This window comes from Chitinophaga sp. (assembly GCF_035761305.1).
Lineage (GTDB): Bacteria > Bacteroidota > Bacteroidia > Chitinophagales > Chitinophagaceae > Chitinophaga.
This window is the reverse complement of the sequence record NZ_DASTRI010000020.1, coordinates 1-24,623: the sequence shown is the minus strand read 5'-3', so window position 1 is coordinate 24,623 and position 24,623 is coordinate 1. Positions and strand designations below refer to the sequence as shown.

Genomic DNA, 24,623 nt, shown 5'->3' with positions numbered 1-24,623 from the left:
GCAGCCCCTGTACGCTGTTATGCCGGAGCAGGAAGCGCAGCTGGCCGTGGCCGAAAGCAAGCTGCTGGCCTACCTGGCAGCAGAAGCGGAGCAGCTGCCCCTGCGGCCTAATGATCCGCTGGTGCTGGACTGGTTCAACGGCCGCCGCACGCCCGATGCCAATCACACCGTAACCAGCGCGGCGGTAGGGCTGCACCTGGGTATAGATGCGGTGCACCTGTTCCGCGCGCTGGTAGAAGCTACCGCTTTTGGCGCCCGCAGCATTGTAGACCGTTTTGTGAAAGAAGGCGTGCCTATTCATGAAGTGCTGGCCCTGGGCGGCGTATCAAAAAAATCAGGATACGCTATGCAGGTGCTGGCCGATGTGCTGAACCGCCCCATTAAAATAGTACGCAGCGAGCACGCGTGCGCATTAGGCGCCGCCATGTTTGCCGCTGTTTGTGCCGGCATACACCCCGATGTAGCTGCCGCACAGCAAGCCATGTCATCAGGCTTTGAACATACCTGGCATCCCCGCCCGGAACAGGTGGCGTACTACGCCGCCCGCTATACGAAATTCCTGGAGCTGGGAGCCTTCACTGAAAAATTTTTTGCATGAGTAGTCCGTATCAATCCATTAAGGAACAGGCGTATGAAGCCAATATGGCCCTGCCCAGGCTGGGACTGGTGCTGTTTACTTTTGGTAATGTAAGCGTGGTAGACCGCGACAAAGGCGTATTTGCCATTAAACCCAGCGGCGTGCCCTATGAGCAGCTGACAGCAGCGCAGATAGTGGTGGTAGACTTTGACGCCAACATCGTGGAAGGCACGCACCGCCCTTCGTCCGATACCAAAACACACGCGGTGCTGTACAAACACTGGGAAAAAATAGGCGGTATCGTGCACACGCACTCCACCTATGCTACTGCCTGGGCACAGGCGCAGCGCGACATTCCCATCTTTGGCACCACGCACGCCGATCACCTCACGGTAGATATTCCCTGTGCGCCGCCTATGGACGACCACATGATCAAAGGGAATTATGAATACGAAACCGGTTTCCAGATCATGAACTGCTTCCGGGATAAAAAGCTTTCTTATGAAGAAGTGGAAATGATACTGGTAGGCAACCACGCTCCCTTTACCTGGGGCAAAACCGCCGGCAAGGCCGTGTATAATGCCGCTGTGCTGGAAGAAGTAGCCCGCATGGCATTGCTCACGGAACAGGCCAACCCGCAGGCCCCGCGCCTCAAGGAAACGCTCATCCGCAAGCACTATGAGCGCAAACACGGCCCGGACGCGTACTACGGCCAATAGCCGTAGTCAGTTACGAATTATTCAACTACGGATTACGGATAATAGCGGCGGGGTATAAGATACGATGCAGTTTGAACAGGTAAGATATTGCTGGCTGCAGTGGGGCAACAATTAATGTAGCGGCGGCAGTGGAGTGATTAAAAACGGCATTTCCATCATTCGTAATTATTCGCATTCATAATAATTTTCAAATGCACTTTCCGCAAACGCAGAACAGGCAATACACCGCTTCGCGGGGCCGTAAGTCAAAAATTCGTAATTCAAACACTGCTTGTAATGGCAACGGCTAATTAAAAGCAGTAGTTCTACCATTCGTAATTCGTAAATCGAAAGTTCGTAATTGAATTCGTAATTCGTAATTGATAATAAAAAAACACTGAATCAATGACACAACTCAAAAGCCTCGAAGCCTGGTTCATTACCGGAAGCCAGCATTTGTACGGAGAAGAAACCCTGAAACAGGTAGCAGCGCATGCGCAGGCTATTGCTAAATCGCTGGATGGCGCTGCAGCCATTCCCGTTAAGATCGTATTCAAACCCGTGGTGAAAACCCCGGATGAAATATACCGTGTTTGCCAGGAAGCCAATACCACTGCAAACTGTATCGGCATTATCGCCTGGATGCATACCTTCTCGCCCGCTAAAATGTGGATAGGCGGCCTCAAGGTGCTGCAACGCCCGTTGCTGCACCTGCATACGCAGTTTAACCGTGATATTCCCTGGGCCGATATAGATATGGACTTTATGAACCTGAACCAGTCGGCGCATGGCGACCGTGAGTTTGGATTCATGATGTCGCGCATGCGTATGAACCGTAAAGTAGTGGTAGGCCACTGGCAGGAGGGCAGCGTGCAGGATGAAATAGGCGGCTGGCTGCGGGCGGCTGCCGGCTGGTACGACTGGCAGGGCGCGCGCTTTGCCCGTATTGGCGATAACATGCGCCAGGTAGCGGTTACAGAAGGCGATAAGGTAGAGGCAGAGCTGCAGTTCGGCTATTCCGTAAACGGCTATGGCGTTGGCGATGTGGTAGCCAAAGTTAAAGCGGTAAGCGATGCGGAAGTAGCCCGCCTTACCGACGAATATGAGCAAACTTACCAGGTGGCCGCAGCTTTACGCAAGGGTGGCAACCAGCATGCCTCCCTGCAAACAGCGGCGCGCATAGAATTAGGTTTGCGCGCTTTCCTGGAAGAAGGTAATTTTAAAGGATTTACTGATACCTTTGAGGACCTGCATGGCCTGGACCAGCTGCCCGGTATCGCGGTGCAGCGCCTCATGGCCGATGGTTACGGCTTTGGCGGGGAGGGCGACTGGAAAACCGCGGCCCTGGTACGCGCCATGAAGGTAATGGGGAGCGGCCTGCCCGGCGGCGCCTCATTTATGGAGGACTATACATACCACTTTGACCCGGATAACCGTTTAGTATTAGGAGCGCATATGCTGGAAATATGCCCTTCTATCGCCGGCGGAAAACCAACGTGTGAAGTGCACCCCCTGGGTATTGGCGGCAAGGCCGACCCCGTGCGCCTGGTATTCAATGTAGGAGAAGGCCCTGCTATTAACGCATCTGTAATTGATATGGGTAACCGTTTCCGCCTGCTGGTAAATGAGGTGGAAGCCGTTAAGCCGCTGCATGAGCTGCCTAAGCTGCCCGTAGCGCGCGTTTTGTGGAAACCCTTGCCTGATATGCGCACCGCCTGCGCAGCCTGGATTCAGGCCGGCGGCGCCCACCATACCTGCTACAGCCAGCATTTAACCGCTGCCCATATGCAGGACTTTGCAGACATGGCCGGCATTGAATATGTGCGTATAGATAAGGAAACAAAGCTGTACCAGTTCAGGAACGAGCTGCGCTGGAATGAAGTATTTTACCAGCTTAACAACAGGTAAGCAACAATTCAATAACAGGTATATACAAAATTAGTTGCTGATTATCATCAGCCATTGATGACGTGGAATAACAAAAGGCCGGATTCTTCCGGCCTTTTTTGTTAAGAGGCAACGCACATGGTGAAAAACACTAAACAAATAGAACCGCAGCTATTGTTTACCGGTAGTGCGGTCCAGCTCAATCCTGGCAGAGAGGTAATCATATACCGCCTCCAGGTAATTTAACTGGGCCGTGGTAAGCGCCAGCTCCGCATCTGTTAATTCCAGCCTGGATGTTACGCCTTTCTGGTAGCGGTATTGCACAATCGTATAGCTTTCCGCCGCAGTGGTTTTTACCTGCTCCTGCGTTTGCATTCTTTCAAAGGTTTCCTGCAGGTTGGCCACCACCTGCCTTACTTCGGTCTTCAGCTGCTCATAGGCGTCGGTAAGTTGTATGCCCGACTGCTCGTACGATAGCCTGGCCTGCCGTATTTTGGCCAGGTTGCTGCTGCCGCTGAACAGCGGCACGGTTACCTGTGCGCCTGCAAAGGATGCCGCCGGCCAGGAGGCGTTAAAGAAATCAAACCTGTGCGCCTGCGTTTGCAGCTGGTACTGGCCTACCAGCGATACTACGGGTAGGCGCCGGGCTTTGGCCAGCGCAATTCCCTGCCCCCTGATCTGCCGGTTAAGGTTCAGCTGCTGCAGGTCGGGGCGGTTGGCCTTTGCTGTTTCATACACCGCCGCTTCACCGGGTATGGTAATGGCGTCGGGATGCAGCAGCGAGTCGGTAAGGATTACATCCTGCACCGTGTCAATGCCAATAAGGGTGGTTAGCTGCAGCTTGCCTACTTCAATGGCTTTGTTCAGCCGCAGCATGTCAGGCTCCAGGTTCTTAACGGTGGTGTATGCACGCAGCGTATCTACCCTTAAAGCCCGGCCCTGCGCCAGCAGGGAGCGCGCATCCTGCAGGGCTTTATTGTTGCGCTGCAGGCTTTCATACTGCAGCTTTAACCGTTCATTTAACACCAGTATGCCCAGGTAGGTGCGTTTTACAGCGGCGCTGATGTTTATTTCCTTAGCAGCGTAGCTGCTGCGGCTGGCTTTTTCCTGCAGCTGTGCTTCGCGCTGTGAAGGCCTGGCCGCCGGGTTATATACCGGGTAGCTGGCAGATAGCGCCGCGGTGAACTGATCGCGCCCGCCGAAGCGGCTGTAAGGCACCTTGTTCTTATCATCTGTTTCCCCAAGGCCAAAGAATACGGGCAGGTCAAAGTAATGGGCATATTGCGCGCCTATGCCGGCGCTGGGCAGCGACAGGCTGCGCGCTACTTTCCGCTGCTCCTGCGCTATGCGAACGTCTATACCGGCTGCTTTTAATGCGCGGTTGTGCCGGATGGCAAGCGACACCGCATCGTGCAGCGATAACGAAAGCGTTTGCGCGTTACCGGTAGCGCCATATAACAGCAGCCCGGCTGCGGATAAAATACAGTATTTGAAAAAGGTTCTGATTATCATAATACATTGTTTGTAGGAACAGCAGCAGCATGGCCCGCAGGGATAGCGGCAGCAGGTGTTCCGTTAACCGGCTGCGTTTTTTTAGCAGGCCGGGAGAAATACGAATAAACAGCGGGGATCACGTACAGCGTAAGCACGCCGGCAAATAGCAGCCCACCTACTACTACAATACCCAGTGAAGTGCGGCTGCCGGATGAGTTGCCCAGTGACAATGCAATGGGCAGCGCGCCGAATATCATAGCCAGCGTGGTCATAAGAATAGGGCGGAACCTCGACACAGCCGCATTCAGCACCGCCTCCCGCACGCTTTGGCCGCCCTGCTTGTTATGGTTGGCAAATTCCACGATAAGAATACCGTTCTTGGTGATCAAACCTATCAGCATAATAATGCCTATCTCGCTGAAGATGTTGATAGACTGGCCGGTGAACCACAGGCTCAGTAATGCGCCAGTTACAGCCATGGGAACAGTAAGCAGGATGATGAACGGATCTATCAGGCTCTCAAACTGCGCTGCCAGCACCAGGTAAATGAGAATGATGGCGAAGATGAAGGCAAACAGCAGGCTGGAGCTGCTTTCCGCATAGTCGCGGCTTTGGCCGGCCAGGTCGGTGGAAAAACCCTTGGGCAGTACACGGGCGGTAATGCCGTCCAATTCCCGGATGGCTTCGCCCAGGCTTACGCCCGGCGGTGGCGTTGCGGAAATTGTTACGCTGTACTCCTGGTTGTAACGGTAAATGGCCGGGGGGCTAATGCCTTCTTTCAAGCTCACCAGGTTATCCAGCGATACCATGTCGTTATTGGCGGCCCTTACAAAAAGAGAGCGCAGGTCTTCGGGCGCAGAACGTTCCCTGCGGTCCAGCTGTCCTATTACCTCATATTGCCGGTCGTTGTAAATAAAATACCCATAGCGGCGGCCGCTCAGCGCCAGCTGCAGCGTACGGCCTATTTCCTGCGTGGAGATGCCCAGCTGGGCCGCCCGCTGCCGGTCTATGGAAATGCTGATCTCCGGGCGGTTTACTTTAAAGTCAGGGTCCTGGAAGCTCAGTTTTTTGCTTTTATACACTTCGCCCATCAGCGCAGGCATAATATTAATCAGCTGCTGCAGGTCGGGCGCTTTAATTACATATTGCACGGGCTGCGTGGTGGCAAAGCCGCCAATGGTAGGTATTTGTATGGGTATGCATAATACGTTGCGGAAGCGCTGCACGGCGCCCATTAGCTTTTGATACACCTGTGCCTGTGTCATACCGCTTTTGCGCTTTTTGGGGTCTTCCAGGAATATCCACTGGAAGCCGCCGTTCACCGGCTGTACCAGCGTTCCTACGCTGGCTGCCACACCGGCGTAGGTGCGGTTGTTGTTCAGGTCAGGTATGGAGTCGGCCACGTAGTTGCTGATCTCTTTCATGGTAGCTTCCATGTTTTCAAAGGAGGTGCCTTCGGGAGCAATCACTGCCAGGCCTATCATAGAGCGGTCTTCCAGCGGCGCCAGCTCAGAGGGCAGCCGGGGCGCCAGCAGGTAAGCAATGCCAAACGAAAGCAGCAGCAATACAAAACCTGCCCAGCGGTAGCGGAAAAAGAAACGCAGCGAACGTGCGTAACCGTTATTCAGCTTTTCAAACCAGGGTTCTGTTTTGCGGTAAAGCCAGCCATGCGTGGCCCCGGCTTTCAGCAGGTAGGCGCTCATCATGGGCGACAGCGTTAAGGCCACAAAGGCCGATACCAGCACAGAGCCGGCCACCACTATGGCAAACTCGCGGAACAGGCGCCCTGTAATGCCGCCCAGGAACAGGATGGGCAGGAACACAGCGGCCAGTGTAATGGTAGTGGATATAACGGCAAAGTATATTTCATTGGAGCCTTTGCGCGCCGCCTCCAGCGGGTGCATGCCCTGCTCCACCTTGCTGTATATATTTTCCAGCACCACAATGGCGTCGTCTACCACCAGGCCTATGGCCAGCACCAGTCCTAACAGCGTTAATACGTTAATGGAAAAGTTGCCGATGTACATGATGAAGAAGGCCGAGATGATAGATACAGGGATGGCCACAATAGGAATAATGGTGCTGCGCCAGTCGCGCAGGAAAATAAAGATGATCAGCGTTACCAGCCCGAATGCGATCATGAGCGTTTCCTCCACTTCCGACAGGGAGTTACGCACCGGTACGGTAAAGTCTTTACCCAGGGATATAATGTAATCCTTCGGGGCCGACTTCACAATCTCTTCAAAGCGTTTTTTAAACTCGTCTACAATAGCCAGGGAGTTGGCGCCCCGCTGCGGCTGCACGCCGGTGCCTACGCCAAATAACGCTGTTTGGCCTTCTACTTCTATCATGGCGGTACGCTCGTTCTGCGACGACATTACCGCTGTTCCCACATCCTGGAAGCGTACAATGGCGCCGTTTTTCTCGCTAACGATCATGTTATTGAAATCCGCTTCCGTAACCAGGCGGCCTTGTGTGCGCAGCGTTACTTCGGTGTTTTGGCCTTCAATACGGCCGCTGGGCAGGTCTACGTTCTCGCGCTGCAAAGCGGTTTGTATGTCAGCCGGCGTAAGCCCGTAAGCGGCCAGCTTTACAGGGTCCATACGCAGGCGCATGGCGCGTTTGCGGCCGGCATACGAGTCTACCAGGCGCACGCCGGGAATGGACTGCAGCCGTTCCTTGATGTTGATGTTCACGAAGTCGGTAATATCCTCCAGGCTTTTGGTGGCGCTTTTTACAGTCAGGAACACCAGGAACTCCGGCGGGCCGGATTTTTCCACAATGGTAGGCTCAATATCCGTGGGCAGCTGCTGCCGCGATTTGGAAACCTTATCACGTACGTCATTGGCGGCAGCTTCCAGGTCGGTGCTCAGGTTAAATTCAACGGTAATAATACTTACCTGCTCACGGGAAACAGACGACATGGCGCGGATGCCGTTGGCTTCTGCAATGGCTTCTTCCAAAGGCTTGGTTACCTGTGAGGCAATAATATCCGCGCTGGCGCCCGGGTACACGGTAGTTACCGTTACAATCGGCGAGTCGGTTACCGGGTATTCCCGCGTGCCCAGGAAAGTATAGCCTACTATACCAAAAAGTATAAGCAGTACAGACATCACCCCGGCCAATACAGGCCTGGAGATGCTCATTTGTGAAATAGCACTCATAAAAAAAGAGAGGTTGTTAGCAGTAAAAAGAGATTTATTTAACCGTTACAAAGCTTACCGCGGCGCCGGGCGTAAGGCGCAGCAGGTTGCTGGTGATAACGGTATCGCCGGCAGAGAGGCCTTTCAGTATCTGCACGTCATAAGCGCCGCGCTGCCCTATCTGCACATTGGCAAGCTGCGCGCTTTTATTCCTGGCAACATATACGGCATATCCTTCTGCAGAAGGCATTAACGCCTGGCTGGGTATTTTCAGCGCATTGTCGGCGGTGCGCAGCGACAGTGTAAGGCGGGCGCTTTGTCCTGGTACCAGTGCATGTTGCGCATTGGGCGTAACGGCCCTTATCAGCAGCGTGCGGGTTTGCGCGTCCAGGCTCGACTCTTTGGCAATTACAACTGCATGGTGGTGCACGGTATCGGATGCTACGGTAAATGTTTGCTGTTCATTGATGCTGACCAGGTGCGCGTATTTTTCCGGTACCCGGAACTCCACTTTAATACGGCTGTCATCTACAATGTTCGTTAGTACGGTATTGGCCGAAACCAGTGCGCCGGGGTAAGCGTGTATAATGCCTATACGGCCGTCAAAAGGGGCGCGTATGCGGGTTTTGCCGATGGTAACCTGCAGCTGGCGTATCTCTGCCTGCAGCACTTTCAGGTTGGTGATGGCCTGGTCATAATCCTGCTGTACGGCAGCGTCGTGCTCAATCAGGTCTTTGAGGCGCGCTTCATTCAGGCTGGCCAGCTTTTCCTGCTGGTGCAGCCTTTCCAGCTGCGCCTGCAGATCGGCGTCATCCAGCTGGAACAGCAGGGCGCCGGCTTTTACCACGTTGCCTTCTTTCACATGCACCTGCACCACTTTGCGCGGCAGCTCGCTCACAATGCTTACTTCCTGGTTGGCTACCAGCGAGCCGGTAATTTCCAGGTTATCGCTGAAAGTGCTGGTTTTAACAATATGACCGTCAGCCGGTATGGCTGCAGTAGTGGCGGTAACAGGCGGCTCTTTTTCACTGGCCCTGGTGGCGCAGGCCTGCAGCAACACTGAAAACAGGGCCGCAAGCAGGAGCAGGCCGGCGCCGGAACGGAATAACAATAACTGGTGCTTCATAAAAAGGGTGCTTTTGTTTATAGACATATTGAAATGTTTCAATAGATTAGAACCGGGGAAACCCGAAAAGATCATCCGGGTAACAAAGGTATAGACGTATTGAAATGTTTCGATAAGTTGAGTGTAAAAAAAATGTCAGCTTTTAAGGGTCTGTAAAAATTCCACATACTGGTCAATCATGGAGGCGTTCAGCCGGTACTTTACATAACGGCCTTCTTTTACCGGTATTACCAGCTCCGCATCGGACAGCTGTTTCAGGTGATGGGAAATAGAGGGTTGTGTAAGATCAATGAACTCATACACATCAGAACAGTATAAGCAGTCCTGGTTTTTTTTCAACTCCTTTAAAATCAGCAATCGGTTAGGGTCTGCAAGCGCTTTGGCAATCTTCTCCACCTTCTTGGTATCCATACATTAATCATTTAAGCTTTTAGCATTCAGGAAGCAAAATTACGGCTTTAAATGAAGTTATCCAGCACTTCAAAGCGTATTCCAGTTATGCAGCAATTCTTTTAACAGTTTCTGTCCTTCCGGCCAGTCGCCCAGGCCTGAGCTGGCATTAATATGTCCTTTAGGCCCGGTGTTCACAAAACGGCTGCCCCAGGCATCGGCAAAGTACCGGGCGCGTTCCGGCGTGGTATATTCATCATTGGTGCTGGAAACTACAATGCTTTTAAAAGGGAGTGGCTGTAAAGGAATGGGAGAGAAGCCCGTGGCGGTTTTGGGAAAACCCGGCCGTTCCGCATCCGCCGGCGCTACCAGCAGGGCACCCCTTATCTTTAATTTTGTTTGTGCGGCCCAGTGTACCAGGGCTATACAGGCCAGGCTATGCGCCACTACTACTACCTGCGGCCCGGCCGCAGCCACATCACGCTCTATTTGCGCCACCCAGTCGGCACATACCGGCGCGTCCCAGTTCTGTTGTTCTATCCGGTGAATGCCCGGCTGCTGCTCCCATAGTGTCTGCCAATGTAAAGGACCGGAGCTGCCCAGTCCCGGGGCAGTCAGTACGCTTGTTTCCATAAACCCGAAATGATTTTTGAAGATGGATATACAATGTACACAAAAGGCAGGTAAAAAGAAAGGCCGAAGGAATTCGGCCTTTTTTAATGCTAAAATTCCACGTTATGGCACTCAGGTCCATAAGATCTTTAGCGAATATTTTATGTTGCGCATATTAGTTTATGAAGGAAAATGTATCAGCGAAGCACGCTGGAGGAATTGTTTGTTTATATTCACTGCTTTGCACAAATGTAGTACTTAACTAATAAATTTCAAATTGCGTTGTATGCCTTTATACTTTGCTCTTTTAAGTGGGGAGTAACGGAACAACTCTCTGAAAGCCTCTTCAGACAAGGCTTCCCAGTCGCGTGTAGTGAAGTTTAGTATCTCGGGAATGGGGACAAACTCCACAGTTTTATTTGGTTTTGAGAAGCGGTTCCAGGGGCAAACATCCTGGCAAATATCACAACCGAACATCCAGTTCTCAAAGCGACCCTGCATTTCGCCGGGTATTAACAGTTCCTTCAGCTCAATGGTATAATAGGATATACAACGGCTGCCGTCTACCACCCCTGGTTTTACCAGCGCCTGGGTAGGGCAGGCGTCCAGGCAGCGGGTGCAGCTGCCGCAGTAGTCGCCCACCGGCGCATCATATTCCAGCGGCAGGTTGGTAATAAGGGTGGCAATAAAGAAAAAAGAGCCGGCCTGCTTATGTATCAGGTTACCGTTCTTGCCTATCCATCCCAGGCCGCTGCGCTGCGCCCAGCTGCGTTCCAGCACCGGCGCGGAGTCAACAAAACCACGGCCGCTTACTTCGCCGATTTCTTCCTGCATCATCAGCAGCAGGGTATTGAGCTTGCCCTTTATCACTTCATGATAATCTTTGCCATAGGCATACTTGGCTACCCGGGGCGCATCCGGCTGCTGCTGTGCTGCAGGGTAATAGTTTAACAGCAGCGTTATTACAGATTGTGCATCGTCTACCAGCTTGCGGGGATCAATACGCTTATCAAAATAGTTCTCCATGTAATGCATGGAGCCGTGCATGCCCTTTTGCAGCCATTCTTCCAAACGGCGGGCATCATCATCCAGCTGCACGGCGCGCGCAATGCCGCAATGGTCAAAACCCAGGGCCGCAGCCTGCTGCTTAATAAAGCGCGTATATTTTTCTGTAGCGGTAAGCATTGCGCCTGCAAGTTACAAAACATACCGCTACCACATGGCAGGCAGGGCGCTGCCCCATTTGTGTGATAGGGGTAAACAGAAAATTATTTATTTTCGCGCCTATACCCATTCATCCCTATATGCATTTTAAAAGAACAATTTGCGTTTTAACCGGTTGTTTGTTAACGCTGTACGCGCTTGCACAAAAAAAAGACAATACCCGGTACGGAAAGATCTCATCTGAAGATTTTAAGAATACCCGCTTTGAGCTCGACACCGGCGCGCATGCCGTAGTGCTGGCAGATATAGGCTCTTCCAATTTTGAACCGGAGCATGAGCGTTTCAGGCTGGTGTACAAACGCCTGTGCCGTGTGAAAATACTGGACAAAACCGGCTATGAGGCGGCCAACAGGTCAATATACCTGTATCACAAAGGCGCCGAAGAGGAAAAGGTAAGCACATTGAAAGCAGCTACCTATAACCTGGAGAACGGGAAAGTGGTAACTACCGAAATGGATGATAACAGCGTGTTTACCCAGGACCTCGACAAGAATCACCGCGTACAAAAGTTTACCCTGCCGGCCGTAAAGGAGGGCAGCATTATAGAGTTTACCTACACCATTACCTCTCCCTTTATCTTTAACCTGCAGCCCTGGGCTTTCCAGGGCGAGTACCCCGAGCTGTGGAGCGAATATTCCGTGGGTATTCCGCAGTTTTACGACTACATTTTTATTGCGCAGGGCTTTCACAAGCTGGAGTCAAAACCCCGTACCGATGCCCTGAAAACCTTTGGCTTTGATTACGCCAAAGAAGGGCCTTATGGCGGCACCCTGGAGTCAGAACGTGTAACGGTAACGGCTAACGTTAGCACCTACCGCTGGATAGCGCGGGATGTGCCTGCATTAAAGGAGGAAGGTTTTACCACTACGCTGGGCAACCATATTACGCGTATCGACTTTCAGCTGTCGGCCACCAAATCGGCCGATGGAGAAGTAAAGCCGGTAATGGCTACCTGGTCCAAGCTGGCCCAGGACATGCTGAAGGATGATGATTACGGCGCGGCGCTCGATAAAAACAACGGCTACATGGGCGATGTTATAAGCATGCTTACTGCCGGCGCAGCCACGGATAAAGATAAAGCGCGTAATATCTATTATTACGTAAGGAACAACTACACCTGTACAGACCATTCGGCGCTGTACCTGGATAAGCCGTTGAAAACCGTGTTCACCAGCCGTAACGGTAATATCACCGATATAAACCTGCTGCTGGTAGCCATGCTGCGCAAAGCCGGGCTTACCGCCCACCCGGTGCTGTTAAGCACCCGCAATAATGGTTACGCCACGCAGTACCCCATGGTTACCCGGTTTAACTATACCATAGCCAGGGTGGAACTGGCCGCAGATACCGTGTACCTGGATGCCGCTCACCCGCTGGGCTTTGGCCGGCTGCACGCCTCCTGCTATAACGGGGCCGCCCATGTGCTGGACACTGCCGGAACAGCCGTGCGTTTTAACCCCGACTCCCTGCAGTCGCAGCAAACAACCTCCATATTCCTGGTTGCGGGAGATGGCGGCATGAAAGGCACCTACCAGCAATGGCTGGGCTATAAAGACTCTTATGATCTGCGTAACGAAGTATTTAGCACCGGCAAAGACGCTTATTTTAAATCCCTTTCAAAAACCTACTCCCGGCTAAGCAACCAGGAAATTAACAACCTTGATAGCCTGGAAACCACTGCCAATGTAAAATTTGATTTTGAATGGCAGCCGGGGAACGACGATATACTTTATTTCAACCCCATGATGGGGCAAGGCATTCAGGCCAACCCGTTCAAAGCCAGCCAGCGCCTGTACCCGGTGGAAATGCCTGGTAAAACAGACCATACCTACGTGCTGCAAATGGATATACCGGCCGGCTATGAAGTGGAGGAAATGCCCAAATCAGCTATGGCAAAGCTGAATGAAAAGGATGGCCTGTTCCAGTATTTTATAGACAAGGTGGGGACCGGCATTCAGCTGCGTTGCCGTATAAAGCTGGACCGCACCTATTTTCCGCCGGAGGATTATGAGAACCTGCGCAGCTTTTATGACCTGGTAGTGAAAAAGCAAAGCGAACAGATTGTGCTGAAAAAGAAAAGTAAATCATAAGCAGCTATGCGTACATTATTATTACCGCTTTGTGGTTTATACCTGTTATTGCTGGCCGCGTTTCCTGCAACGGCGGGCGACCCGCAATACCCCGCTGCTACCATACCCGCGGAGCTGAAGGCCGGCGCCCATGCGGTAAAGCGCTGGGAGGAAGTGCAGTTTAAGCTCACCGGCGCGGGTGAGGCGCGCCTGGTTAACCACTACGTAATTACAGTGCTGGATGAAGCCGGCAGCCGGCATGCCCTTATGAGAGAGTGGTATGATAAGCTGCGGACCGTCCGCTCCATACGGGGCGTACTATATGACGGTTCGGGGAAAGCCATTAAAAAGCTGAAGCAAAGTGATGTGATAGACGAAGCAGCCGGCGACGGCGTTTCCATGATCACAGATAACCGGGTAAAGCAGCATGCTTTTTATTACAACGTATACCCATACACGGTAGAATATGAAATAACAACTGATTATAGCTGCACCGCATTCTTCCCGCGCTGGGTGCCGCAGGACGATCATGATATGGCGGTGGAGCAAAGCCGTCTGGTGGTGAACGTACCGCAGCAGTACCAGCTGCGTTACCGGCAGGTGCAGTATGAAGGCGCGCCGCAGGTAACCACGGAAAAGGACATACGCACCTATACCTGGGAGGCCCGGCAAATAAAAACCAGGCCCGATGAAATAATGGCCCCTGCATGGAGCCGCCGCACCACATCGGTTTGGCTGGCCCCCAGCGATTTTGAAATGGGCGGCTTTAAAGGTAATATGAACAGCTGGGAAACGTACGGCAGGTTTATATACACGCTGAACAAAAACCGCGACGAGCTGACCGATGCAGCAAAGCAAACCGTGCACCGGCTTACAGATGCAGTGAGCGATACCACGGAAAAGATCAGGATATTATATCAATACCTGCAGCAGCATACCCGCTATGTAAGCATACAGCTGGGCATAGGCGGCTGGCAAACCTTTGATGCGGCTTATGTGGCGGATAAGGGGTACGGTGATTGTAAAGCCCTTTCCAACTACATGTGCGCCCTGCTGAAAGAGGCCGGCATTACCGGCTATTGCACACTGGTGCATTCCGGTTACGGAGAAACCGCTTTTGAAAACGATTTTCCCAGTGACCAGTTCAACCACGTGATCACCTGTGTACCGCGTGGTAAAGACACTACCTGGCTGGAATGCACCAGCCCTTATTTGCCCGCCGGTTATTTAAGCGGCTTTACTGCCGACCGGCCGGTGCTGGTGGTTACGGAAAACGGCGGAAAGCTGGTGCATACGCCGGTGTACGGTTCGCAGCTGAACCAGCAGCTGCGCCGCCTGGAGGCGCACATTATGCCCGACGGTAATGTACAGGCGCAGGTGCGCACCATCAGCACCGGGCAGCAGCAGGACGAGCTGCGGCTGCGGCTGCACATGCTTTCCCGCGAAAAGCTGATGGAATGGATACGTACCTCCCTGGCCCTGCCCAGCTATGATGTGAACAGCTACAGCTGCCAGGAGCAAAGCGGCGCCGCGCCGGCCATAGCCGAGCAGCTGGATATTACGGCCCGTAACTACGTGTCCATCAGCGGCAGGCGCATGTTCATTGAGCCCAACATTCTTAATAAAAGCAGTATGCGCATCAGCACGGAAGAGCAGCGCCGTTCCGATATTCAGCGGGTGTTTGCCTATACAGATGTAGATACGGTATTGCTTACCATACCGGCGGGCTATAAGCCCGAGCTGCTGCCAAAACCCACGCTGCTGAAAAGCCGCTTTGGCACCTATGCCGCCATGGTGCTGGTAAAGGACAGTACGCTTACCTATATACGTACTATGCAGTGCAATGCTGGCACTTTCCCGGCCAGCGCTTTCAGTGAGCTGGAAAAGTTTTATGATGATGTTTTCCGGGCCGACAGGAGCCGGATTGTATTGGTGAAGAACGAGTAACGCTATTTTTCCGTTACGCTTATGGCAACCTGCCGGTCGTGCCGGCGCTGTTCTTCCGGGGCCGTGGCCGGGGCTTTGGCAAACTGGTCGCCATAGCCGGCGGCCACCACTACCTGCTGCGGGTTTACCTGCAGCTTTTGCAGCGCATTATACACCGCCTGCGCCCGGGAACGGGAAAGCCGCATATTATACAGGCTATCGCCGGAATGGTCTGTATAGCCGCCTATTTTTATCTTCACACCGGGGTATGCTTTCAGGATGGCTGCAATGTGCTGCAGCTGCGGCTTACTTTCCGGGGTAATGTTTGCGTTACCGGGGGCAAAGTGCAGGTCGTCAAAGCCAAACCACACCTCTTTACCCGCCGGTTGCAGGCGGCTGTTCAGGAAGCTTACCAGCTGGTCTTCTATCCCGCCTTTATAAGCCTCCAGCATGGTGCTGTCGGGTAGTAGTACCTTAATGCGTTCGCGGTACACTTCTTCAGAAGTGCTTACCTGGGCCACCGCCGTATCTGTTACGCTTTTAGCAGCCGTGGTATCGGCCGCGGCGTTTACAGCATTATCATCCCCGCAGCCTTTTACCAGGTACCATAATAACATGATAGCCGCCAGCATCAGCAACAGCGGCCATAGCCAGCGGGTGTTGCCTGCCCACCGGGTAACGGTCCTGCGCTGCTGAACCGGCGGCGCTGCAGGGCTGGCGAAGCCGGCGGCCATATTGGATAGCTTACTGCTGATGTCCGCAGGGTTGCCCAATCCCAGGCTGGCTACATTAAAGCCCCGTGGTATGGCGGCCAGTATAGGGCCTTTCTGGCTGTTCAGGTAGGCCAGGAAACCGCTGCCGCTCAGGTTACGGGCAACAGCCTGCTCGCCGGCGGCGCCCAGTATGGCCGGTGTGGCGGCATGCAGCAGGGTGCTGGCCGCCGATGCTTTAATGCCCGCAAAATCAGCAACAGCGTTGATTACCTGTGATACTCTATCGTCAAAAAGCTCCAGTAAAAGTGCCGTGCCTTTGCTTACCCAGCCGTTTGCATAGTTTTGCAGGGTGCTGATAAGCGTACCGGTAATATTGGCCCCGGCTGCTTTACGGACCAGGCGCAGCGCGCCGGTAGAGTCGCCGCGGGGACCGGCTTTATGCAGCAGGCCGGTAAGCACGGCCGGTATAACAGCCGTAACAGCAGTTTCTATACGGGCTTCGCTCTCATCCAGCCGGTCAGCTGCCTGGGAAATAACATCTCCTGTAAAAAGATTTTGCACAGCGCTTAATAAATCCAAAGGCATGGGGTGGTTGTTTTTGTCGGTTGCTTAAACATACAACAGGCGGCCTGGGCGATTTGTTTACTAAATAATGCTTCATATAATCATCACCGTTATCACCATACACCTGAAAAATTAGCAGCAAAGCGCATTGAAGTATGAAAAAAAAGCAGGCTCAGGGGCGTAAATATGCCAAAATTACCTTCGGATAACCTTGGAGCGTGTTTTGTTAATAAACAGCCATAGTACCGAACCGACTAAATTCAACAACAAAAGGAGAAAACATATAATAATGAACCTCAACAATTTTACCATCAAATCCCAGGAAACGCTGCAACAGGCGCAGCAGCTGGCCTTTAACAACCAGCAGCAGGCCATTGAAACCGGCCACCTGTTGAAAGCCCTGCTGGATGATGAGGATAGCGCCATTGCCTATTTACTCAAGAAAAATGATGTAAATACAGGCTTTATCTCCGGTAAGCTGGATGAGCAATTGAAAAAATACCCCAGGGTGTCCGGTGCGGAACCGGCGCAAACCCTGAGCCGCGACGCCAATAGTGCGCTATTGCGCGCCGGCAGCAGCATCAAAGAGTTTAAAGACGAGTTTGTGAGCGTGGAGCACCTGCTGCTTGGCATACTGGGCGGCAGTGACGATACTGCTAAATTGCTCAAAGATGCCGGTTTAACGGAAAAAGGACTGAAAGCCGCCATCAGGGAATTGCGTAAAGGCAACACGGTAAATTCCCAAACAGCCGACACACAATATAACGCCCTGCAGAAATACGCCAAGAACCTGAACGAGCTGGCCAGCGCAGGTAAGCTGGACCCGGTGATAGGCCGGGATGAGGAGATCAGGAGAACCCTCCATATTCTTTCCCGCCGTTCCAAAAACAACCCTATACTGGTAGGGGAGCCAGGCGTAGGTAAAACCGCCATTGTAGAAGGGCTGGCACACCGTATCATTAACGGTGATGTGCCGGATAACCTGCGCACCAAAACCATTTTTGCCCTGGACATGGGGGCCCTGATGGCCGGCGCCAAATACCGCGGTGAGTTTGAAGAAAGGCTGAAAGCCGTGATAAAGGAAGTAACGGAAAGTGAAGGACAGATTATCCTGTTCATTGACGAAATACATACGCTGATAGGCGCAGGGGCCATGGAAGGCGCTATGGATGCCGCCAATATCCTGAAACCCGCCCTGGCGCGCGGTGAGCTGCGGGCCATTGGCGCTACCACGCTGAACGAGTACCAGAAGTATTTTGAGAAAGATAAAGCCCTGGAACGCCGTTTCCAGCGCGTGCTGGTAGACGAGCCTACGGCGGAAGACGCCATCTCTATACTGAGAGGACTGAAAGAACGCTATGAAAGCCACCACCATGTACGTATAAAAGATGAAGCTATTATTGCAGCGGTAGAATTATCACAACGTTATATTACCGATCGCTTTTTGCCGGACAAGGCCATTGACCTGATAGATGAAAGCGCCGCCAAGCTGCGGCTGGAAATGAACTCCATGCCGGAGGAGCTGGATGAGCTGGAGAGAAGAATACGGCAGCTGGAAATTGAACGGGAGGCCATTAAACGTGAGAATGATGAAGAAAAGCTGTCGGAGTTAAATGCCGAAATAGCCCGCCTGAGTGAAGAACGGAACACCTTCAAAGCCAAATGGCAGGAGGAAAAAGAAGTAGTAGACAAAATACAGAATGCGAAAGCTGCTATAGAAAACCTGAAGCAGGAAGCCGAACAGGCGGAAAGGAACGGTGACTATGGAAAAGTAGCAGAGATCCGCTACGGTAAAGTGAAAGAGCAGGAGCAGCTGGTAGCCAGGTATACGGCGGAGCTGAACAACTTGTCTGATAACCACAAACGCCTCCTGAAAGAGGAGGTAGATGCGGAGGACATTGCCGAAAACGTAGCCAAAGCTACCGGCATACCCGTAACGCGCATGATGCAGAGTGAGCGCGATAAGCTGATGAAGCTGGAAGATGAGCTGCATAAACGCGTAGTAGGGCAGGAAGAAGCCATTATAGCAGTGGCCGACGCCATCCGCCGCAGCCGCGCCGGCTTACAGGATCCTAAAAGGCCTATAGGCTCCTTTATTTTCCTGGGTACTACCGGTGTAGGTAAAACGGAGTTAGCGAAAGCGCTGGCAGATTACCTGTTTGACGATGAAAGCATGATGACGCGGATTGATATGAGTGAGTACCAGGAGAAACATGCCGTAAGCAGGCTGGTAGGCGCCCCTCCCGGGTACGTTGGGTACGAGGAAGGCGGCCAGCTTACAGAAGCCGTAAGACGTAAACCTTACTCCGTGGTGCTGCTGGACGAAATCGAGAAAGCGCACCCCGATACTTTCAACATCCTGTTGCAGGTACTGGACGATGGCCGTTTAACGGACAACAAAGGCCGCGTGGTGAACTTCAAGAACACCATTATCATTATGACCAGCAACATGGGCAGCCACATTATACAGGAGAACTTTGAGAAGATCAATGAACGGAACCGTGAAGAAGTAGTGGACGCCACACGCGAAGAAGTAATGACGCTGCTGAAACAAACCATACGGCCCGAGTTCCTGAACAGGGTGGATGAAGTGATCATGTTCCAGCCGCTGATGCGTGAAGAGATCAAAGGCATCATCAGCATACAGCTGCAGCAGCTGAAAGAGCTGATGGCCAGAAACGGCATGATACTTGAGTTCTCCGATTACGCTTTGGATTACCTGGCTACCCAGGGTTATGATCCGCAGTTCGGCGCCCGCCCGCTGAAACGCCTGATACAGAAAGAGATTGTGAACTTGCTGAGCAAGAAGATATTATCAGGCGAGATAGATAAAAGCAAACCGGTACTGGTAGACGTGTTTGACGGCGTGGTGGCCATCAGGAACAACGGTAACGGACAACACTAAACGAGCATTGACAATATAACGATATACAGTTACAGGAAATACCCGGGCGACTCTTCGCCCGGGTTTTTTATTTAAATTTGGTTATAAACACGTACATATGACAGGCGAAAGAGAGCGCAGATTTATGCAAATAGCCGTGGACCTGGCCCGCCGGGGGATGGAAAATGGTGATGGCGGCCCTTTTGGCTCCATTGTAGTGAAAGGGGAGGAGATCATTGGCAGGGGCTGGAACCAGGTGTTGCTCCTGAACGACCCCACGGCCCATGCAGAGGTGATGGCCATCCGCGACGCCTGCAAAAAGCTGCAGTCGTTCCAGCTGCAGGACTGCGAGATCTATACCTCCTGCGAGCCCTGTCCCATGTGCCTGGGCGCCATTTACTGGGCCCGCCCCAAACGCGTGTATTTTGCCAACACCAAAGAAGATGCGGCAGCCATTGATTTCGACGACTCTTTTATTTACCACGAAATAGAAGTACCCCACTCCGCTAAGAAAATACCGTTCATTGCATTTCCCAGCGCAGCTGCCTTACAGGTGTTTAAAGACTGGAAAGAAAAGGGAGAGAAGCGGCTGTATTAATGTGCAGATATGCAAATGTGCAGATGATGGCGAACTGCTTTTTTGAAGGTTGCTTATAGGCGCCGGCGGTGCATAAATTGCAGATGTGATTTATGAATCCCTGTAAATCTTACCTCTGTGAAAAATAATGCAATCTCCGCTGCATTTCATCTGCACATCTGCACATCGGCGTTATTTCTGCATGAAGTGTACGGCCCAGAAAGCGGCCAGCAGCAGGAACAGTATAGCCATTACGGCCAGCACCAGCTGCATGTAATAATCCTGTGAGTGATCATTATGCCATTTACGGCGGTGGTTCTTTTTGCGCAGCTTGCGTAACAGCTGCCATTTCATCTGCCTCACCATTACGGGTAAACGTTCTTTCTGCGGCATGGCGGCCAGGCCTTCCAGCGCATCGCTGCACAGCTCACAATTGGCCACATGCTTTTCTACCTCATGCTGCTCCGCGGCGCTCAGCTTCCCCTGCACATAATCCAGGAGCTGCTGCTGCGCGGGACATTGCCCGGTAACTACAAATATGTCGTTAAAATCCTCTTTCACAATATGCAAAATTAACGTTTATGGCTTGGTTGTTTTTCTATTAAGTGTTTTAAATTCCGTTTACCGTTTTGTATATAGCTTTTTACCTGCAGCAGGGTGTAACCGGTTTGTTCGCTGATTTGCTGGTACGACTGCTTATCCAGGTAAAACAGGCGTATACAGGTACGCTGTTCCGGGTTCAGCTGTTCCAGGGCTTGCTCCATGTTCTCCAGCAGCTGGTCTTTTTCCCGGAACCGGCCCGTATCTTCCGGGGCGGCGGGGGCCGGCATTTGCTGGTCGGTTATTTCCTCCTGGTAGCGGATGTGCTTTTTGCGCAGCTGCATCAGGCAGTGGTTTTTGGCTACCTGGTATATCCAGGCCCTGAAGTACTGCACCCGGTGCCGGTTCACTTCCGACAATACTTTCAGGAACAGCTGCTGCACACTGTCCCGGGCGTCTTCCTCATTCTTCAGGTACTTCATGCACATACCCAGTAACAACAGGGCATACCGGTCAAACAACAGGCCTATGTATTCGCTGTTGCCCTCCGCTTTATAGCGTTGTAATAATTCTTCGTCCGTCAGGTTGCTAATCACAGGGTAAAGATAGAATGCTTACCTCTAAGATGCAGGTTTTGGGTTTTTTCCATAAAAAAGGGGGAATAATATTAAAAGTACTTTGTAATTCAAAGTGCTTTTAATAATTTTGGATTGCCAGGTAATTTTTGAAATCTTAAATTATTATCAAAATGGAAACGAAAACATTCAGCGTTGTTTCCTCTGTATCAATGGCATTAACCCTTACGGTGGCGGTACTGAGCATTATTGGCATTGCCATCACGGGTCTTTATCCGGGGATTATTGTCTTATTGATAGTGGCGCTGATTCCAATTGCTTCTAAGATGTACGCTAAAAAAATTGCCAGGAAGCCCAACGATTTCCGGAGAAATTATTACACGGCCTTCACAATCATTAATTTGCTATTAATCCTGGTTGTGTTATGGATGACATTTGTAATCGTGCATGACCGGGTGCTTCATGACTGTTGCTGATGCGCCTCTACAAACTATCCAGCAGCTGCTGGGCGCTTTTTTTCATGCTGCCGTCCATGCGGATCACTTCTTTGAGCACGCGTTTGGCTTTACCGGTTTGTCCTTTATCGCGGTAGCAGACGGCCATCTGGTAGCGGGCCATTTCGCCAATGCGGCTGCTGTTGCCGTCGGAGAGGCGTTTATAGCGGTTAATGGCCTCATTCAGGTCGCCCTGCCGCTGGTACACCATGGCAGCCTTGTATAGGAACTCGTCAGTGTCTACCTTGGTAGAAGAGGCGCTGGCGGCAGTTGCGCCGGCGGGTTGTTTGGTATTGTTATCGCTGCTGTTGTCTTTTTTATCTTTCTCCGTATTTTTTGCAGGCACGGTAGCCGGCGTGTCTTTAGGAGCCGGTTTGGCTGCTTCTTCGGTGTTGCTTTTTACAACGGTTTTCTTAATGCTGTCTTTCGCAGGCGCCTTAACGGGCGCTGCGCCTGGTTTAACAACCGCAGTGCTGTCTGCCGCCGGCCGTTTAACAGCGGGGGGAGCAACAGTACGTATGGTGTCTTTTTTTACAACCGGGGTGGCCTGGGCTGTTGTTGGCCTGGCAACCGGCGCCGGCGGCGTATTATGCGGCTGCAGCAGCCCGCTGTCTGTTGGCAGGGTGGCAGCAGGCGCAGGGGCCGGCGTTACATTGGCGGCCGCCATTACGGGCATGGCTGCATGTATAATATGGGGCCTGCGGTAATTATACTGGTTCATTACAAACAGCAGGGCGGCGCCTCCTGCTATAAAGGCTGCCAGCCAGAAATAAATGAGCATGCTTTCCCGCTGTTTTACCTTGCGAACATAATGCTCCATTTTACGTACCTGTGATACCGGCCTGATACTATCGCGTATATATTGCTGTATACCGGTTGACAGGCCCTGGTACTGTTCCAGCAGGCCTTCCTGCTGCAGTGCCAGCAGGGCGTCGAAACACAGGTCGCAGTCGACCATGTGCTGCTCAACCAGGTGTTTTTCCACATCGGTCAGGCGTCCTTCCAGGTAGCGGGGCAGCTGGTCTTTATTCAGGCAGCGGATGCCTGCAAATATTTTCAGCAGCTTTTCATGCTCGTTATGGGTGGTATTATTTGGCATAGGCTCAGTTAGTGAGTTGCGTAGCCAGCCTGCTCTTGGCCTTCTTCAGTTGTTGCCTGATTTTTTCAACGGTTGTTCCTTTTTGAGCAGCCAGGTCGGCAAAGGTTTTATGTTCCAGGTAAAATTGTTCCATTATATAACGGTCGTCTGTACCCAGTTTGGATAATGCCTGGTGTACATGGGTTATCAGTTGCTGCCGTTCTATGGTGTTGGTGGCAGCTTTCTCCACCCTGTTCTCAGTTTGCAGCCGGTCTTTCGATTCCCTGGAGGGATAGTAAGGCACTTGCTTGTCCGGGTTGGTGAAATATGTTTTAATGGTTTGGTGTACCCACTCATTGGCCTTTTGAATGGATTGAACTTTAAGACCATTGCTAAGACGCTGCAGCAGCTGGGGGAAAACGGTTTGGGTGCCAGCGCCGGCATCTTTCTTCAGGTAAGGTAAACAAACGGCCACCATTAAATGACTGTATCTTTCCAGCAGCACGCCTTCCGCCTCCCGGTCCTTCAGCTTACGGGCGCGGGAAATTAATTCTTTGTCGGAGAGGTTGTTTAATTGCTGGTACATGGTGTTATTATATATATTTACGTATAAATCCCGAAATAGTTCATTTATTTACGCTAATTTCTTTCTCAGCCTGTAAATCAAGAACATAGTATTAATACAATTAATATGCCACATGCCATTATTGTAGTGCCGGTAACACCGCTGCGTGCAGCGCCCTCTCATAAAAGTGAAATGGTGTCGCAGGGCCTTTGGGGCGAGTGCGTTACCGTGCTGGAAACAGGGGCCGACGGGTGGGTAAGGGTAAAGAACCAGTACGACGGGTACGAAGGCTGGTGCACGGCCAGCCACCTGGAAACAATTGAGCAGCAGCTGTTTGACGCTCCCTATACGTACTACGCTCCTCACTGGGTAACGCCTGTAACCCTCAACGGCTGGCCCATGTACATTCCTTACGGCTGCCTGCTGAAAGTGCCTGAAAACAGCAAACGAACAGTTTGGGGAAGCGTTGAGGTACAATTTGAGGAAATCCATCCTGTTGAACCGGTTGCAAAGCTACAAGCAGAGCAGGTGATGCGTATTGCCTCCCGCTTCCTGAACACCGCTTACCTGTGGGGCGGCCGTTCGGTATTCGGGATCGACTGTTCCGGCTTTACCCAGTCGGTATACAAGCTGCTGAACATTCCCCTGCTGCGCGATGCCTGGCAGCAGGCCACCCAGGGCAACACGGTAGATTTTCTGCAGGAAGCGCGCACCGGCGACCTGGCTTTTTTTGACAATGCAGAAGGCCGTATTACACATGTGGGCATTTTGCTGAACGACCACGAGATCATACATGCATCCGGCAAGGTGCGGATAGACCCGGTAGATAACCAGGGCATCCTGCATGCCGAAACCGGGTTACGCACGCATCAGCTGCGGATCATTAAGCGGGTGGGGTAGGGATGGTTACTTGTTGGTGAACATCCCGTTATAAGCGATAATGCTTTCGTTGATAATTCTTTCAGCTACCTGTTTGTTCTGGAACTCCTCTACCTTTACGGTTTTGTTTTCCAGCTTCTTGTATTCTTCAAAGAAGTGGCGCATTTCTGCGATGAAGTGAGGCGGCAGCTCCGATATATCGTTAATGTGGTTTACGCTCATGTCGTTGGCGGCAACTGCAATGATCTTGTCATCGGCCTCACCGCTGTCAATCATCTGCATTACGCCTATTACCTTGGCTTCCATAATGCACAGGGGCACTACATCTACCTGTGAAAGTATCAGTATATCCAGCGGATCATGGTCGTCACAATAAGTGCGGGGTATAAAGCCGTAGTTGGCAGGATAATATACAGATGAATACAGTACCCTGTCCAGCTTCAGCAGGCCGCTTTCCTTATCCAGCTCGTATTTGGCGCGGCAGCCCTTGGGTATTTCAATAATTGCATTTACAATATGCGGCGCTTCGGCCCCGGGATTAACGCTGTGCCATGGATTCGTTGTCATATCTGCTTTGCTTTTATGGTTACTCCAAAAATTGTTGTATG

21 protein-coding genes are annotated in these 24,623 nt (G+C 52.1%); 9 read left to right on the top strand and 12 right to left on the bottom strand.

Features of this window, described 5'->3' with window-relative positions; genetic code table 11:
- From VFS25_RS02190 to araA, 3 genes are all read left to right on the top strand, one after another.
- The coding region (locus VFS25_RS02190; protein ID WP_326460473.1) for an FGGY-family carbohydrate kinase at nucleotides 1-598 on the top strand (598 nt) is incomplete at its 5' end.
- Entirely contained in the window at nucleotides 595-1,296 is a 702-nt protein-coding gene (locus tag VFS25_RS02185; RefSeq protein ID WP_326460472.1) for an L-ribulose-5-phosphate 4-epimerase, read from the top strand. The genes VFS25_RS02190 and VFS25_RS02185, both read left to right, overlap by 4 nt.
- Before the next feature lie 384 nt (nucleotides 1,297-1,680).
- A complete protein-coding gene (araA, locus tag VFS25_RS02180; RefSeq protein WP_326460471.1) occupies nucleotides 1,681-3,183 on the top strand; it encodes an L-arabinose isomerase in 1,503 nt (500 codons plus the stop codon).
- 150 nt (nucleotides 3,184-3,333) lie between these two features.
- Here the strand turns inward: araA and VFS25_RS02175 are convergent, their stop codons facing one another.
- The 6 genes from VFS25_RS02175 to queG all read right to left on the bottom strand — a co-directional run bounded on the left by VFS25_RS02175 (nucleotide 3,334) and on the right by queG (nucleotide 11,112).
- Nucleotides 3,334-4,674 (bottom strand): TolC family protein, encoded by a 1,341-nt coding sequence (locus VFS25_RS02175; RefSeq protein WP_326460470.1) that lies wholly within the window; start codon nucleotides 4,672-4,674, stop codon nucleotides 3,334-3,336.
- A complete protein-coding gene (locus tag VFS25_RS02170) occupies nucleotides 4,671-7,820 on the bottom strand; it encodes an efflux RND transporter permease subunit (protein WP_326460469.1) in 3,150 nt (1,049 codons plus the stop codon). Before VFS25_RS02170 ends, VFS25_RS02175 begins: the two co-directional genes overlap by 4 nt.
- 34 nt (nucleotides 7,821-7,854) lie before the next feature.
- Entirely contained in the window at nucleotides 7,855-8,925 is a 1,071-nt protein-coding gene (locus VFS25_RS02165) for an efflux RND transporter periplasmic adaptor subunit (RefSeq protein ID WP_326460468.1), read from the bottom strand.
- A 135-nt stretch (nucleotides 8,926-9,060) separates the two neighbouring features.
- On the bottom strand, nucleotides 9,061-9,336 hold the full coding sequence (locus VFS25_RS02160; RefSeq protein WP_326460467.1) for a metalloregulator ArsR/SmtB family transcription factor: 276 nt from the start codon (nucleotides 9,334-9,336) through the stop codon (nucleotides 9,061-9,063).
- A 69-nt stretch (nucleotides 9,337-9,405) separates the two neighbouring features.
- A complete protein-coding gene (locus tag VFS25_RS02155) occupies nucleotides 9,406-9,948 on the bottom strand; it encodes an alpha/beta hydrolase (RefSeq protein ID WP_326460466.1) in 543 nt (180 codons plus the stop codon).
- A 237-nt stretch (nucleotides 9,949-10,185) separates the two neighbouring features.
- Nucleotides 10,186-11,112, bottom strand: a complete 927-nt coding sequence (queG, locus tag VFS25_RS02150) for a tRNA epoxyqueuosine(34) reductase QueG (RefSeq protein ID WP_326460465.1) — start codon at nucleotides 11,110-11,112, stop codon at nucleotides 10,186-10,188.
- A 158-nt stretch (nucleotides 11,113-11,270) separates the two neighbouring features.
- Here queG and VFS25_RS02145 point away from each other — a divergent pair, with 158 nt between their 5' ends.
- Both VFS25_RS02145 and VFS25_RS02140 read left to right on the top strand, forming a co-directional pair.
- A complete protein-coding gene (locus tag VFS25_RS02145; RefSeq protein ID WP_326460464.1) occupies nucleotides 11,271-13,241 on the top strand; it encodes a DUF3857 domain-containing protein in 1,971 nt (656 codons plus the stop codon).
- Between the two features lie 6 nt (nucleotides 13,242-13,247).
- Nucleotides 13,248-15,167, top strand: a complete 1,920-nt coding sequence (locus tag VFS25_RS02140) for a DUF3857 and transglutaminase domain-containing protein (RefSeq protein WP_326460463.1) — start codon at nucleotides 13,248-13,250, stop codon at nucleotides 15,165-15,167.
- A gap of 2 nt (nucleotides 15,168-15,169) precedes the next feature.
- Here VFS25_RS02140 and VFS25_RS02135 read toward each other — a convergent pair whose 3' ends face one another.
- Nucleotides 15,170-16,444, bottom strand: a complete 1,275-nt coding sequence (locus tag VFS25_RS02135; RefSeq protein WP_326460462.1) for an OmpA family protein — start codon at nucleotides 16,442-16,444, stop codon at nucleotides 15,170-15,172.
- A gap of 268 nt (nucleotides 16,445-16,712) precedes the next feature.
- Here VFS25_RS02135 and clpB point away from each other — a divergent pair, with 268 nt between their 5' ends.
- Together clpB and VFS25_RS02125 are read left to right on the top strand one after the other, a co-directional pair.
- A complete protein-coding gene (clpB, locus tag VFS25_RS02130; RefSeq protein WP_326460461.1) occupies nucleotides 16,713-19,328 on the top strand; it encodes an ATP-dependent chaperone ClpB in 2,616 nt (871 codons plus the stop codon).
- Nucleotides 19,329-19,425: 97 nt separating this feature from the next.
- The gene (locus VFS25_RS02125) at nucleotides 19,426-19,905 is read left to right on the top strand and encodes a nucleoside deaminase (RefSeq protein WP_326460460.1); all 480 of its coding nucleotides are present in this window, start codon (nucleotides 19,426-19,428) and stop codon (nucleotides 19,903-19,905) included.
- 171 nt (nucleotides 19,906-20,076) lie between these two features.
- On the opposite strand, the gene VFS25_RS02120 is transcribed toward VFS25_RS02125, so the two are convergent.
- Nucleotides 20,077-20,445, bottom strand: a complete 369-nt coding sequence (locus VFS25_RS02120; protein WP_326460459.1) for a zf-HC2 domain-containing protein — start codon at nucleotides 20,443-20,445, stop codon at nucleotides 20,077-20,079.
- An 11-nt stretch (nucleotides 20,446-20,456) separates the two neighbouring features.
- Nucleotides 20,457-21,020 (bottom strand): sigma-70 family RNA polymerase sigma factor, encoded by a 564-nt coding sequence (locus VFS25_RS02115; protein WP_326460458.1) that lies wholly within the window; start codon nucleotides 21,018-21,020, stop codon nucleotides 20,457-20,459.
- A gap of 152 nt (nucleotides 21,021-21,172) precedes the next feature.
- Here VFS25_RS02115 and VFS25_RS02110 point away from each other — a divergent pair, with 152 nt between their 5' ends.
- Entirely contained in the window at nucleotides 21,173-21,475 is a 303-nt protein-coding gene (locus tag VFS25_RS02110) for a hypothetical protein (RefSeq protein ID WP_326460457.1), read from the top strand.
- A gap of 7 nt (nucleotides 21,476-21,482) precedes the next feature.
- Here VFS25_RS02110 and VFS25_RS02105 read toward each other — a convergent pair whose 3' ends face one another.
- Both VFS25_RS02105 and VFS25_RS02100 read right to left on the bottom strand, forming a co-directional pair.
- Nucleotides 21,483-22,592: a tetratricopeptide repeat protein gene (locus tag VFS25_RS02105; protein WP_326460456.1), complete on the bottom strand. Its 1,110-nt coding sequence runs from the start codon at nucleotides 22,590-22,592 to the stop codon at nucleotides 21,483-21,485.
- Nucleotides 22,593-22,596: 4 nt separating this feature from the next.
- Nucleotides 22,597-23,157 (bottom strand): sigma-70 family RNA polymerase sigma factor, encoded by a 561-nt coding sequence (locus VFS25_RS02100; protein ID WP_326460455.1) that lies wholly within the window; start codon nucleotides 23,155-23,157, stop codon nucleotides 22,597-22,599.
- 105 nt (nucleotides 23,158-23,262) lie between these two features.
- Here VFS25_RS02100 and VFS25_RS02095 point away from each other — a divergent pair, with 105 nt between their 5' ends.
- Nucleotides 23,263-24,036 (top strand): C40 family peptidase, encoded by a 774-nt coding sequence (locus VFS25_RS02095; RefSeq protein WP_326460454.1) that lies wholly within the window; start codon nucleotides 23,263-23,265, stop codon nucleotides 24,034-24,036.
- A 6-nt stretch (nucleotides 24,037-24,042) separates the two neighbouring features.
- On the opposite strand, the gene VFS25_RS02090 is transcribed toward VFS25_RS02095, so the two are convergent.
- A complete protein-coding gene (locus VFS25_RS02090) occupies nucleotides 24,043-24,582 on the bottom strand; it encodes an inorganic diphosphatase (RefSeq protein WP_326460453.1) in 540 nt (179 codons plus the stop codon).
- Between the last annotated feature and the right edge of the window lie 41 nt (nucleotides 24,583-24,623).